At 68.4% G+C, this 13,924-nt stretch carries 10 protein-coding genes; 4 read left to right on the forward strand and 6 right to left on the reverse strand.

Translation table 11 applies throughout. The features are described 5' to 3' along the window. Nucleotides 1–140 precede the first annotated feature (140 nt). Nucleotides 141–2,327, forward strand: a complete 2,187-nt coding sequence (locus tag ACQP2E_RS27020) for a carbohydrate-binding module family 20 domain-containing protein (protein WP_433825753.1) — start codon at nt 141–143, stop codon at nt 2,325–2,327. A gap of 42 nt (nt 2,328–2,369) precedes the next feature. On the opposite strand, the gene ACQP2E_RS27025 is transcribed toward ACQP2E_RS27020, so the two are convergent. From ACQP2E_RS27025 to ACQP2E_RS27045, 5 genes are all read right to left on the reverse strand, one after another. Continuing rightward, nucleotides 2,370–3,128 (reverse strand): hypothetical protein, encoded by a 759-nt coding sequence (locus ACQP2E_RS27025; RefSeq protein WP_433825754.1) that lies wholly within the window; start codon nt 3,126–3,128, stop codon nt 2,370–2,372. Further along, nucleotides 3,125–3,583 (reverse strand): hypothetical protein, encoded by a 459-nt coding sequence (locus ACQP2E_RS27030; RefSeq protein WP_433825755.1) that lies wholly within the window; start codon nt 3,581–3,583, stop codon nt 3,125–3,127. Before ACQP2E_RS27030 ends, ACQP2E_RS27025 begins: the two co-directional genes overlap by 4 nt. 819 nt (nt 3,584–4,402) lie before the next feature. After that, nucleotides 4,403–6,109 (reverse strand): glycerol-3-phosphate dehydrogenase/oxidase, encoded by a 1,707-nt coding sequence (locus ACQP2E_RS27035; RefSeq protein ID WP_433834066.1) that lies wholly within the window; start codon nt 6,107–6,109, stop codon nt 4,403–4,405. Continuing rightward, nucleotides 6,106–7,611: a glycerol kinase GlpK gene (gene glpK, locus ACQP2E_RS27040; protein ID WP_433825756.1), complete on the reverse strand. Its 1,506-nt coding sequence runs from the start codon at nt 7,609–7,611 to the stop codon at nt 6,106–6,108. The genes ACQP2E_RS27035 and glpK (ACQP2E_RS27040) overlap by 4 nt, the downstream gene beginning before the upstream one ends. After that, nucleotides 7,604–8,443, reverse strand: a complete 840-nt coding sequence (locus ACQP2E_RS27045) for an MIP/aquaporin family protein (protein WP_433825757.1) — start codon at nt 8,441–8,443, stop codon at nt 7,604–7,606. Before ACQP2E_RS27045 ends, glpK (ACQP2E_RS27040) begins: the two co-directional genes overlap by 8 nt. Nucleotides 8,444–8,567: 124 nt before the next feature. Here ACQP2E_RS27045 and ACQP2E_RS27050 point away from each other — a divergent pair, with 124 nt between their 5' ends. Both ACQP2E_RS27050 and glpK (ACQP2E_RS27055) read left to right on the forward strand, forming a co-directional pair. Then, a complete protein-coding gene (locus ACQP2E_RS27050) occupies nt 8,568–9,326 on the forward strand; it encodes an IclR family transcriptional regulator (protein WP_433825758.1) in 759 nt (252 codons plus the stop codon). Beyond that, nucleotides 9,323–10,828 (forward strand): glycerol kinase GlpK, encoded by a 1,506-nt coding sequence (glpK, locus tag ACQP2E_RS27055; RefSeq protein WP_433825759.1) that lies wholly within the window; start codon nt 9,323–9,325, stop codon nt 10,826–10,828. The genes ACQP2E_RS27050 and glpK (ACQP2E_RS27055) overlap by 4 nt, the downstream gene beginning before the upstream one ends. On the opposite strand, the gene ACQP2E_RS27060 is transcribed toward glpK (ACQP2E_RS27055), so the two are convergent. After that, nucleotides 10,825–11,055, reverse strand: coding sequence for a zinc-ribbon domain-containing protein (locus ACQP2E_RS27060; RefSeq protein ID WP_433825760.1), 231 nt, complete (start codon nt 11,053–11,055; stop codon nt 10,825–10,827). The two genes, glpK (ACQP2E_RS27055) and ACQP2E_RS27060, sit on opposite strands and share 4 nt — an antisense overlap. An 80-nt stretch (nt 11,056–11,135) precedes the next feature. Here ACQP2E_RS27060 and ACQP2E_RS27065 point away from each other — a divergent pair, with 80 nt between their 5' ends. Continuing rightward, a complete protein-coding gene (locus ACQP2E_RS27065) occupies nt 11,136–13,154 on the forward strand; it encodes a hypothetical protein (RefSeq protein ID WP_433825761.1) in 2,019 nt (672 codons plus the stop codon). Nucleotides 13,155–13,924 lie beyond the last annotated feature (770 nt).

Genomic DNA, 13,924 nt, shown 5'->3' on the forward strand with positions numbered 1-13,924 from the left:
TTTCTGTCCGCAGAGGACTCTTTACCAGCGCGACACACCTTGGTAACTTGCTGAAACAACCTGCAAGAACTTTCACCACAGACCAGTGTCCTGAAAGAACTTGCGATCCCCGGTTACCGGCCCCAGTAGAAGGCGCCACCATGAGAAGCACGCTCATCGCCGGATCCCTCGCCACCCTCACCGCAGCCGCCGGCATCCTGACCGCCGTATCGCTGCCGACCACGGCCTCCGCCGCCGTGTCCCTCAACGACAGCGACGTCACCGCGAACCTCTGGGAGTGGAACTTCAACTCCGTCGCGGCGGCCTGCACCAATCACCTCGGCCCGGCCGGCTTCGGCGCGGTCCAGGTGGCGCCCCCGCAGGACTCGGTCAGCCTCTCGTCCTCCAGCGATGGCGCGCACCCGTGGTGGGAGGTCTACCAGCCGACGTCGTACGACGTGGCGGGCCGCCTCGGCAACCAGGCCGCCTTCACCGCGATGACCACGGCCTGCCACAACGCCGGCGTACGCGTATACGTCGACGCCGTGATCAACCACATGGCCGGCGCGAACAACACGCAGACCACGACGTACGGCGGCTCGACGTTCACCCCGACCGGATACAGCTACCCGTCGGTGCCGTACGCGTACGGCGACTTCCACCACCCGGGCGACGGTTACTGCAACGACGAAGACGGCGTCATCGACAACTGGAACGACATCAACGAGATCCAGAACTGCGAGCTCCTGTCGCTGTCGGACCTCAAGACCCAGGATTCGAGCGTACGCACGAAGATCGCCGGCTACCTCAACAAACTGATCGGTTTCGGCGTCGACGGTTTCCGGGTGGACGCCGCCAAGCACGTCTCGATCGACGACTTCAGCGCCATCCGCGCCCTGCTGAACCCGACCGTGGCCGAGGGCAAGGCCCCGTACATCGCCCAGGAGATCTTCCCCGGCGGGGTGGCACCGTCGTCCTTCACCGGCAACGGCGACGTGCTCGGCTTCTCCTACGCCTACGGCCTGAAGAGCCAGTTCACCAACGGGACGCTGAACAACCTGTCCGGCATCGGTTCGTGGAGCCTGGACGCGTCGAGCGACCTGACCGCCGCCATGGTCACCAACCATGACCTGGAGCGGGACGGTTCGACCCTGCGCTACCAGGACGGCACGACCTACACCCTGGCGAACTATTTCCTGCTCGCGTACCCGTACGGTCAGCCGTTCGTCTACGACGGTTTCGCCTTCTCCACGTCGGCCACCGGCGCGTCCCCGCCCTCGAACTCCAGCGGTTTCGTCACCGACACCAACTGCTCGAACAGCGCCTGGCAGTGCCTCACCCAGACCACCGGCATCAAGGGCATGGTCGGCTGGCGCAACGCCACCAAGTCGGCCACCACGGTCTCCAACTGGACCAACACGGCCAGCAACGTGATCGGTTTCAGTCGCGGCAGCCTCGGCTGGTTCGGCGTGAACCGATCGAGCAGCGCCTCCACCGCGACGTACACGACAGGCCTCGCGAACGGCGTCTACTGCGACCGCATCACCGGCGGCGTGACCAGCGCGGGCGCCTGCGCCGGCACCTCGGTCACCGTCTCCGGCGGCACCGCGTCGGTCACCCTCCCGGCCAACGGCGCGGTCGCGATCGACGTCAACGCCAAGTCCGGCACCACGTCCTCGCCGACTCCGTCGGCCTCGTCCTCGGTCTCCCCCAGCGCCAGCGCCAGCGTCTCCCCGAGCCCTTCCACCAGCGTGGGTACGGTCGCCGCGACGTTCAACGTCTACGCCACCACGACCACCGGTACCGACCTCTACGTGGTGGGCTCGAATGCCGCGCTCGGCAGCTGGAACACCGCGAACGCGGTGAAGCTGTCGGCCACCGGTTACCCGATCTGGACCTCGACGGTCACGGTCCCGTCCGTCTCGTCCTTCGTGTACAAGTACATCAGGAAGGACGCCGCCGGCACGGTGACCTGGGAGAGCAGCGCCAACCGCGCGGTCACCACAGGCACGACAGCGGTCACGTACACCAACAGCTGGAACGTAGCGACCGCGAACGCCACCACTGTCACCTTCAACGAGACGGCAACGACAAGTACCGGCCAGAACGTCTACGTCCTGGGCTCGATCGACACCCTCGGCGCCTGGAACACGGCCAACGCCATCCCGCTCTCGGCAGCCGGATACCCCACCTGGACCAGGCCGGTCGCGGTCCCGCAGAGCACCGCCTTCCAGTACAAGTACATCAAGAAGGACGCCGCCGGCACCGTGACCTGGGAGTCCGGCACCAACCGCTCGTACACCACCGGCACCGCAACGACGTACACCCTGAACGACACCTGGAAGTGACCTGAACCGGTCGTCCCTCCCACATGGGGAGGGGCGACCGCCTCAGATCGAGGTGTTCCACGCCGACACTCGCAGCGCCCCGCCGCCGTTGGCGATCTCGGTCACCACCAGAGCCACGATCTTCTGCGAGATGCCCTCCTCCGCGGCACGCACGAGAGAAGTGATCAGGCAATAGGTCTCGCCCTTGGCGATCAACCGGATCTTGCCGGGTGGGATCGGATTCCGCCGGATCGCGGTCCGGCACGCTTGTGGAGTAGGTTCCGCCGACCGTGCCACGCCACCGTCCACACCGCTCGGGAGCAGTAGCGCCGCGTCCGCGGACCCACAGGCGGTTCCGATCATCAGGTCCAGCGTGGCCGTCGGTTCCTCCTCGATCCGGGGTCCGTCGAGATCGAGGTAGCTGTTGGCACACGACGCCAACAGCAGGACCCGATCGGTGTAGACGGCACGCCCGGCCCCCTCGACGACCGATCGGGATGTGGTGGGTCCCGGGGTCACGGCTACCGGCTCGGGCTTGACGCCCGGCATCGATGTGACATAGGTACCCACCACCCCGAGCAGCACCGCGAGCCCGGCGATCAGCGGCAGGGGGATCGGCACCCGCCATGATCTGCGGCGCTTCGCCGGGGCCGCGTCGAGTTGCCCGAGGTCCACCAGGGGTCCGGCACCGGGCTCGATTGCGGGTCGCCGCTCGGTCGCCGCGATCGGAAGCCGCCGCAGCGTCACCGAGGCCGCCATCAGGGCGCCTACTGCCGCCAGCGCGATCAGCACCGAGACGGCGGCGAGGACAACGGAGATCATCGGCGCATCCGGGAAAGGCCGACGCAGCACATCCCGGTGATGATCGCGGCGGCGAAAAGCACCAGCGATCCGTTCGCGACGGCGGTTTCGTTGACCTTCTGGCCGCCGGCCTTCAGCGTCGCGGTGCTCGCGAACCACACCGATGCGATGCAGACGAGGATGTAGGCGGCACCGGACAGGAAGATCTGGAACCGGCGCAGCGCCTCGATCGCCTCACCCGAGAGTTCTCCCGCGCCGGAGGCCGCGACGCCGGCCGAGACCAGCAACAGCTCGCCCTGGCCCAGCAGCTGGCCGATGCCGATCTCCCGGCTGCTGGTGACCGCGAGCAGCAGGTTCAGCAACAACGGCAGCGTGGCGAAGGCCACGCCGAACATCAGCCAGCGGATCACCTTCTCCGAGGCCAGCGGTGCGAGCAGGTCCCTCATGCCGGACGCCGCCGGAGGCGCGCTGTCCACATCGATCACCTCAAGGCCGAACGGAGCAACACCAAGGAACGCCGCAAACAGAGCAAAAGCGCCAGCCGCCGAGATTACCCAAAACCTCTTGATCAGGGCATTGGCGCTTCCGGCGGCCTTCAATGCCGGAAAGACCGACCCGGATCGAGGTGACTTGTTTCGCGGCATGTGGAAACGGTGTTGGTGTTGGCAAGATCAAACGCTTACCGGTGCGGATCGAGGGCTGAAACAATTTAGGCATGCAGGGGCAGATGGGTTTGTTCAGCAGGTCCGAATTGATGATTAGGCGCGATCGCACACGGCGGCGCAACTATTCGTCCGAGGTTGAGGAATTCCGCCGCCGGCACGAGCAGGACCGGAAATGGGGCCTGCAGCGCCGCCACGCCGAAAAGCTTCGCCGCCTCCACAAAGCGACCACCGAAAGCCAGGAGCCGACGCCCGGCGAACCCACGGCGACACCCGCTCAACCCGCGGCGACACCCGCCCAGCCTGCGGCGACACCCGCCCAGCCTGCGGCGACACCCGCTCAACCCGCGGCGACACCCGTCGCAACCACGGGAGCGCCCACCTACCCAACTGCGGCAGCAGAGTTCAGAAACGACCAAGAGGAACGCCTGCCGCGAGCCCTGTCGGCCGCCTTTCCGGAAACCGCATTCAGGAAATTACGCCGGTCGCCCCATCGCCTCGATTTTTGCGCGCACTCGCGAGGTCGTCGAGTTAACTTTAGAGAGTTACCGAAAACTGATATAAGTCCACCAACTACCAGTGACAAGCGAACAGCGGCGGCTCACGCGGAGCCGCCGCCGTCACCTTTGTGGGTCAGGAGCCCAGGCGCACCGGGACCACGTCCGGGGCGCCCAGGCGGGCCGCGTCGGCTGTCTCGTCGTCCTGTTGTTCTTGGGAGGCTAGTTCGGCCTCGACTCTCAGCCGGTAATTCTCCACCTCTCGCTCACGTTGTTCGGGTGTCCACCCCAGCACCCGTCCCATCAGCTCGGCCGCGTCCGGGGCTGCCACCACGCCGCGGTCGAAGGTTTCGATGGAGATCCGGGTTCGGCGGGCCAGGACGTCCACCAGGTGGCGGGCGCCTTCGGCTGCTGCCGCATAGACGAACTCGGCTCTCAGATAGTCGTCGGCGCCCTCGATCGGGCGGGCCAGGTCCGGGTCGTCGCGGATCAGGTCGAGCAGTTCGGCGGTGAGGGTGCCGTACCGGCCCAGCAGGTGCTCGACCCGGGCTACGTGCAGGCCGGATTCGGTGGCGAGGATGCCTCGGCGGTTCCAGAGGGCGGCGTAACCTTCGGCGCCGAGCAGGGGAACGTTGTCGGTGACGCAGCGCGGCACCGTGCGGGCCAGGCCGTGCACCGCGGCGTCGACGGCGTCGCGGGCCATCACCCGATATGTCGTGTATTTTCCGCCGCCGACCACCACGAGCCCCGGGACCGGGCTGCCCACCGAGTGTTCTCGGGACAGTTTGGAGGTGGATTCGGACTCCCCGGAGAGCAGCGGGCGCAGGCCGGCGTAAACGCCCTGCACGTCGGCGCGTTCCAGCGGGGTGGACAGCACTTTGTTGACCTCGGCCAGCAGGTAATCGATGTCCTTGCTGGAGGCGGCCGGGTGCGCCTTGTCGAGGTTCCAGTCGGTGTCGGTGGTGCCGACGATCCAGTGCCGGCCCCAGGGGATCACGAAGAGGACACTGGTTCGGGTACGCAGAATCAGCCCTGTCGACGACTGGATCCGATCCCGGGGAACGACGAGGTGGATGCCCTTGGAGGCGCGGACGTGGAATTGTCCACGTTCGCCGACGAGCGACTGTGTGTCATCGGTCCAGACGCCGGTCGCGTTGATCACCTGCTGGGCACGGATCTCGAATGTCCGATCGTGCTCGAGGTCGTGTACGCGTACCCCAGTGACTCTCTCACCCTCGCGCAGGAAGCCGACCACCTCCGTACGCGAAGCGACGTGGGCGCCGTAGGCGGCCGCGGTGCGAGCCAGGAACATGGTGTGCCGGGCGTCGTCGAGCTGTGCGTCGGAATATTGCAACGCGCCGACCAGCGAGTCGCTGCGCAGAGCCGGACAGGCACGCAGCGCGCCGCGCCGGGTCAGGTGGCGGTGCCGGGGCATCGCGTGTGACCAGGCCATCGTGTCGTACAGGGTGACGCCGGCCCCGGCGTAGAGGCGTTCCCAGCCGCGGTGTTTGAGCGGGTACAGGAAACGGACCGGACGGGCCAGGTGCGGTGCGAGGCGCTGGAGGATGAGCCCACGTTCGCGCAGTGCTTCGCGGACCAGCCCGAAGTCCAGCATCTCCAGGTATCGCAGCCCGCCGTGGATCAGTTTGCTGGACCGGCTGGAGGTGCCGGAGGCGAAGTCGCGCGCCTCGACGAGGCCCACGGTCAATCCCCGTGTGACCGCGTCGAGCGCGCAACCCGCCCCCACCACTCCCCCACCGATCACCAGGACGTCGACCTCGGTCGTGGCGAGCGCGGTCAGGGCGGCGTCCCGGTAAGCAGGAGAAAGGTTCGTCATGATCAGTCCACATCCACCCAGTCGAGGGTTCGCTGCACCGCCTTCTTCCACTTCCCGTAGCCCTCTTCGCGCTGGTCCTGCGACCAGCTGGGCTGCCAGCGCTGCGATTCGTTCCAGTTCTCGCGCAGCTCGTCGGTGTTCTTCCAGAACCCGACAGCGAGGCCTGCGGCGTACGCGGCACCGAGGGCGGTTGTCTCGGCCACCACCGGACGGCTGACCGGCACGCCGAGCACGTCGGCCTGGATCTGCATGCAGAGGTTGTTGACCGTGATCCCGCCGTCGACCTTGAGAACATCCAGGGTGACGCCGGAGTCCTGAGCCATCGCGTCGACCACGTCCCGGGTCTGGTAACAGATGGATTCCAGGGTGGCCCGGGCGATGTGCCCGCTGGTGTTGAAGCGGGACAGCCCGACGATGGCGCCGCGGGCGTCGGAACGCCAGTACGGTGCGAACAGCCCGGAGAACGCGGGTACGAAGTAGACCCCGCCGTTGTCCTGCACCGACCGGGCCAGCGACTCGCTCTCCTCGGCCGAGTTGATGATGTGCAGCTGGTCGCGCAGCCACTGCACGGCCGAGCCGGTGACAGCGATCGAGCCTTCCAGGGCGTACACCGGTGCGGCGTCGCCGAACTTGTAGCACACCGTGGTGAGCAGCCCGTTCTCCGAGCGCACCAGGTTCGTCCCGGTGTTCAGGAGCATGAAGTTGCCGGTGCCGTACGTGTTCTTGGCTTCGCCGGGTGCGAAACAGACCTGGCCGACCGTGGCGGCCTGCTGGTCGCCGAGGTCGCCGGTGAGCGGCACGTCGCCGCCGAGCGGACCGTCGATGTGCGCGACGCCGTACCCGGCGGGGTCGGACGACGGCCTGATCTCCGGGAGCATCGACCGCGGGATGTTGAAGAACGACAGCAGCTCGTCGTCCCAGTCCAGGGTTTCCAAGTTCATCAACATGGTTCGGCTGGCGTTTGTCACATCCGTCACATGATTTCCACGGGTGATGTTCCACAGCAGCCAGCTGTCGGTGTTGCCGAAGAGCGCGTCGCCGCGTTCGGCCGCCTCCCGGACCCCGTCGACGTTCTCCAGAATCCACTGGATCTTGCCGCCGGAGAAGTAGGTGGCCGGCGGCAGACCCGCCTTGCGGCGGATGATGTCACCGCGTCCGTCCCGGTCGAGGGCGGAGGCGATCCGGTCGGTACGCGTGTCCTGCCACACGATCGCGTTGTAGTACGGCCGGCCGGTCCGCCGGTCCCACACGACGGTGGTCTCCCGCTGGTTGGTGATGCCGACCGCGGCCAGGTCACGCGCCGAGAGGTTGGCCTTCTGCATGGCGGTACGAACGACCGCGACGGTCCGTTCCCAGATCTCGATCGGGTTGTGCTCGACCCAGCCGGCCTGCGGCAGGATCTGCTCGTGTTCGAGCTGGTGGCGGGCCACCTCGTTACCGCCATGGTCGAAGATCATGAACCGGGTGCTGGTGGTGCCTTGGTCCACGGCACCGACGAAGTCAGCCACGGCGTGCCTCCACGCTCTCGTCACTAGGGGTCGGAACCTCGCCCGGCTCCTGGGGCGCGTCCGACGGCAGGAATCGTCCGATCAAAGTCTGGTAGAGCCCGGCGCCGATCACACCACCAATGATCGGGGCGACGATCGGAATCCAGAAGTAGAGATAGCCTGTCTGATCCCGGAAAGCGCCGCCGTACCCGGTCAGGAAGCTGGCGAGTCGCGGCCCGAAGTCACGAGCCGGGTTGATCGCGTAACCGGCGTTGGTACCCCAGGCCATGCCGATCGCCACCACGAGCAGGCCGACGACGACCGGGCCGAGGTTGGCGGCCGGCGCGGTGTTGGCCATGTCGGTGAGCGCGAGAATGACGAAGAGCAGGATCGCGGTACCGATGATCTGGTCCCGGAACGCCCCCCACTCGCCGACCGGCAGCGAGCCGTTGCCGGGCAGGGTGGAGAAGACACCCTGCGTCTTGATGGTCAGATTGGGGTCTGCGGCGTGCAGGACCTCGGTGTAGTTCCAGCGCACCAGCAGCGCGGCGACGAACGCGCCGAGCGTCTGAGCGAGTGCGTACGGGGCCACTTTCCGCCAGGAGAAGCCCTTGAAGACGGCGAGCGCGATGGTGACGGCCGGGTTGAGGTGTGCCCCGCTGATCCGCGCCGCGACGTAGACGCCGAGGGTGACACCCAGGCCCCAGGCCCAGGCGATGCTGTCGTGGTCCCCGATGCCGGCGGCGGCGACCTGCGCCACCACGCCGACACCGAACAAAATGAGGATCATCGTGCCGGCGAACTCGGCTGCCATCTCGCCGACAAGTCCAGGAGTTCTGTCTCGTAGTGCCATGCTCCCTCCCTCTGTCGATGAACTGGACGCTAGGAACATGGGCGATACGGGGCAATGAACACCGGTCGGCATTGTCGAACATCAATAACAGCGCGTCGTCACACGGTGGCATAGAGTCCGAAACATGCCCGGAACGGTGCAGTCGATCGAACGAGCGGCCGCGATCCTGCGGACGCTCGCCGGTGGGCCGGGCCGGTTGGGGCTCAGCGAGATCGCCCGCACGCTGGACCTCGCGAAAGGCACCACCCACGGCATCCTGCGCACGTTGCAACTGGTCGGCTTCGTCGAACAGGACCGCAACTCCGGCCAATATCAGCTCGGCGGGGCCCTGCTCCACCTCGGCACCAGCTACCTCGACATCAACGAGCTGCGCTCCCGCTCGATCAACTGGGCCGACCCGCTCGCGGCCCGCAGCGGCGAGTCGGTGCGGATCGGCACCGTCCTGGAAGGTCAGGTGCTCGTGGTGCACCACGTCTTCCGGCCCGACGACACCTTCCAGACGCTCGACGTCGGCACACTGCTGCCGCTGCACGCCACCGCACTCGGCAAGGTGCTGCTCGCCTATCGGGCCGGCGGGGCAGGCGTACCCCTGGAGATCGAAAGGTTCACTCGCAAGACCATCACTGATCCCAAACCGCTCGCGGCCGCCCTGGAGGGCGTCCGTGAGGCAGGCTTCGCCATGGAGATCGAGGAGTTGACGCTCGGCCAGGCGGCCATCGCGGCTCCGATCCGGGGGTACGGAGGACTCGTGGTCGGCGCCATCGGGATATCCGGCCCGGTCGAACGGCTCTGCGACAGCCACTACCGCCCGCACCCGCACCTGATCACCAATGTCCGGGACGCGGCCCGCGCCGTGTCACGAGACCTGGGAGCAACCCGATGACCGAGCGATTCGTGGTCTCGATCGACCAGGGCACCACCTCGACACGCTGCATCGTCTTCGACCGGCGTGGGCAGCTCGTCTCGCTGGCCCAGCAGGAACACAAGCAGTTCTTCCCCCGGCCCGGCTGGGTGGAACACGACGCCATGGAGATCTGGCGCAATGTGGAACGGCTCGCGCCCAGGGTGCTGCGCCGGGCCGGGATCGGGCTCGATCAGGTGGCCGCGCTCGGCATCGCCAACCAGCGGGAGACGACAGTGCTCTGGGACGCGAGCACCGGTGTCCCGATCGGGCGGGCGATCATCTGGCAGGACACGCGTACCGACGCCCTGGTCCACGAGTTGTCGGCGCGGCCCGGGGCCAAGGAGGTGGAGGAACGGTCCGGGTTGCCGCTTGCCACGTACTTCTCCGGGCCGCGCCTCATGTGGATCCTGGACCACACGCCGGGCCTGCGCGAACGCGCGGAACGCGGCGAGGTGCTCTGCGGAACCATGGAGACCTGGCTGATCTGGAACCTCACCGGCGGCGTCGACGGGGGACGGCACGTCACCGACGTGACGAACGCGAGCCGGACCATGCTGCTCGACGTGCGGACCCTGCGCTGGTCACCGGAGTCGCTCGACTTCTTCGGCATCCCGGCGGCCATGCTGCCCGAGGTACGCCCGTCGGTCGGTGTCTTCGGCACCGCCGAGGCGGCGTTCCCCGGGGTACGGATCGGCGCGGCCCTCGGTGATCAGCAGGCGGCGCTGTTCGGGCAGACCTGCTTCACACCGGGTGAGGCCAAGTGCACGTACGGCACCGGCAGCTTCCTGCTGCTCAACACCGGCACCGAGCTGGTACCGGCGCAGAACGGGCTGCTCAGCACGGTCGCGTACCAGATCTCCGGCGAGCCGGCGGCGTACGCCCTGGAAGGCTCGATAGCGATCACCGGCTCGCTGGTGCAGTGGTTCCGCGACCAGCTGGAGCTGATCTCCAGCGCCCCGGAGATCGAGACCCTGGCGCGGACCGTCGCCGACAACGGCGGCTGTTACATCGTCCCGGCCTTCTCCGGCCTGTACGCGCCGTACTGGCGCAGCGAGGCCCGCGGCGTGATCGTGGGCCTGACCTCGTACATCACCAAGGGTCATCTGGCCCGGGCGGTGCTGGAGGCGACCGCCTGGCAGACCCGGGAGGTGGTCGACGCCATGAACGCGAACTCCGGGCTGGCCCTGCGTACCCTCAAGGTCGACGGCGGGATGACCGCGGACAACCTGCTCATGCAGATGATCGCGAACGTGCTGGACGTGCCGCTGGTCCGCCCGCTCGCCGTGGAGACGGTGTCGCTGGGTGCGGCGTACGGCGCCGGGCTGGCCGTCGGTTACTGGCCCGACCTGGACGGCCTGCGGCAGAACTGGCACATCGCCGGCCAGTGGATGCCGGCCATGGACCCGGCGGTGCGCGACCACGAGTACGCCAACTGGCGCCGGGCCGTGGAGCGCACCTTCGACTGGATCCAGCCCGCTTAGACGGCGACTCCGATCCGGGCCGGGTCGGTGCGCCGGAAAGCACGGCAGTGCCCGCACACCAGGAAGTACTGCGCGGCCCTCACCGGGAAGAGCGGGATGAAGAACAGGGTGAATTTCGTCGACCGCTTCAGCAGTTGCTGAGGAGCCTGCCAGCCGCAGATCTCGCAGTTCATCAGGTGGGTGCCGACGAGATGGTCTTTCGTGCTGAGACCGAACAACAGGAACATGCCTTCAGTCTTACCCACGACCGCCAGCGCCAGTCCCCGTTGAGACGGGCAACGGAACCAAATCACTGGAGGCGAGAATCGTGGCTGGACCGAGCCTGGTCATCCGGTTCGGTGCCGGGCGGATCACGCTGGCGCTCGACGACGACACGGTGAGCGGCCTGCCGGCCTGCTCGCACCGGGACATCGCGGCGGGCGGCGACATCACGCCGGCCGAGCTGTCCGCCCTCTTCAGCGACCTCCTGCGGGAAGCCGTGCCGACGCCGAACCGGGTCACCGTGATCCATCCGGTGGCCTGGGACGAACGGCACCACACCGCGATGAACCGCGCCGCCGCAGCAGCCGGCCTCTCCGGCCCGTCGTTCCTGATCGGCCCCCTCGCCGTCGCTCACTCGGTCGCCACCGGCCTGCGCCGCCGCCGGGCCGCAGCGGTGGTCACCCTGAGCGGTCCGGTCGCCGAGGTCGCGGTTCTCGTTCGTACGCGTAACGGCTTCAGCATCCTCGGCCAGCCCTCCGAGGTCCTGGTCCCGCACACACCGGAGGGCCGGCGCCGGGTGGTCGGCGAACTGCTCACCACCGTTTCCGGCGCCGGGCTCACCGCCGAACGCCTGGCCGGCGTGTTCGTGGTCGGCGACACCGAGCCGGGCGCACCCCTGGCGGCGGAGATCCAGCGGACTCTCGGGGTGCCGACCTCGGCACGCCGGGAACTGGAGAACGCCGCTGTGGACGGGGCGCTTACCGCGTACCCCAGAAATCGGCGCGGAATGCGCCGCCGCACCCTGGTCGCGGCAGGCGCGGTGATCGCGCTGGTTCTCGCCGCTGTCGGCGGCGCCGGGATCCGTGGCAGCGCCGAACCGGCAGATCCGCGCTTCGTGACCACCGCACCCGCCATGCCGTCGCTCGCGCCGGCGCCGCTCGTGCACGTGCTGGACGCCGACGCGGGGACGCTGACCACGCTGGACACCGCGACCGGCCGGAGTTCTTCGGCATCACCGGTCCCGGCGGGTGAGGCGGACTGGTTCAAGCTCACGCCGGACGGGCGCACCGCGGTGATCGGCAACGTCGACGGGTTGACGCTTGTGGACACGGCAACGCGCAAGGTAGGCAGCCACGTCCCGTTGCCCGGCACCACCGCGAGCGTGATCGGCGATGACGGCCGCACGGTGTACGCGCTGGTCTGGCCCGGTCCGGGCGAGCAGGCGAGGATCGTGCCTGTCGACGTCGTGTCGGGTGTTGCGGGGACGCCGATTCCGGTCGGGCGGCAGGCCGGGCAGCTGGCGGGGCGGGGCCGGGCCTTGTATGTGCTGGAGCCGGCTCAGCGGCCCGCTGTCGCTGGTGGGGCGCGGCTGGACATCGTGGATGCCGGTGCCGGGACCAGTAAGAGTGTGCCGCTGCACGCCAGTTCGCGGGAGATCGCGCTGGCGCCGGACGGGCGGGTTCTGTATGTGGCGGCGGATCGCTGGCTGGGCCCGTATGACACGGTGTCGGGGCAGTTGCGCGCGCCGATCGAGTTGCCCGGAAAAATCGTGTCATTGGTGGTTACGCCAGAGGGGAGGTCGGTGTATGCGCTTTGTCGCGTCGGGCCCAAGGCGAGCGCAGATGCTTCCGCGTCCGCTGGGTCCTCGGCGTCCGCTGGGTCCTCGGCGTCTGCTGGGTCCTCGGCGTCCGCTGGGTCCTCGGCGTCCGTGGATGCCTCCGGGCCCACTGTCGCATCGGCCGGCTCCGGCGCTGGTGGGGGGACGGTCGTGGTCGGGGTTGACGTCGCTTCCGGGCGGATCCGGGCGACGATCCCGCTTGCCGGGGTGGGCAACGCGTGGCGGTTGAGCGCCGCGCCGGGCGGCAAGCGGATCTACGTCTACGGCAGCACCGACGTCCCGGTGATCGGCTGGATCGACGCGATGACCGACCGGGCCGGCCCACCGATCACGGTCGGCGCCCAGCCCTGGGAGATCCTGCACCGCGCCGACGGGTCAGCGGCGTACGTGCTGACCCAGGTCGGTGAGCGGAAGTCTGCCCTGGTCACGGTGAACGCAGCGACGGGCAGGACGGGCCGCGTCTTCCCCCTGCCACCCGGCCCGGTGGTCATCGCCACCCCGGACTGACCACCGAGCCCGCACACGCGGCATAGCGCGGCAGCAGCACCACGCCTCGGGCTCACCGTGTGCCCCCGTCCACCCCAATCCCGGACTCACCGTGTGCCACCGTCCGCCCCACCGTCGTCGAGGCGGCGCGTCACCAAGACCCCCGCAAAACGTCCGAAGTCGACACGCTGCGGCGGTCTTCCCGGAAACTCGTGCGGTTGAGGTCAACCGGACGGCCGAATCGCTCAAGATCCGTGAGGGACGCCGCCTCACCGCGAGAGCCACCACCCCGCACACGCACCGGCGCACCAGCGGGCGGTTTCGTGTTGGATCCGGCCGCGTCGGCACCGAGTCAGAGCCCGGCCGACTACGCCGCAACCCATCGAGCCGTAGCTCATGTAGGTCATCAGCGCGGATGACCTACATGAGCTACGGCCGGTCACGCCCGGCTCCGGCTCCGGCTGGCCACCTCGCTCCGCCCACCCAGCGGAATCCCGGAACGGCCGACCCCGGAACGGCCGACTCCCGGAACGGCCGACTCCCGGAACGGCCGACCCCCGGAACGGCCGACCCCCGGAACGGCCGACCCCCGGAACGGCCGACTCCCGGAACGGCCGACCCCCGGAACGGCCGACCCCCGGAACGGCCGACCCCCGGAACGGCCGACCCCCGGAACGGCCGACCCCCGGAACGGCCGACCCCCGGAACGGCCGACCTCTCCCCGCCCGTTCGTCGCTCCCGAAAAGCACCCTCAGTGGTTCCAAGAACGCAAAACCCGCGCAAGACTTCAA

Origin of the sequence: Actinoplanes sp. CA-015351 (assembly GCF_050955685.1) — a bacterium.
Taxonomy (GTDB): Bacteria; Actinomycetota; Actinomycetes; order Mycobacteriales; family Micromonosporaceae; genus Actinoplanes.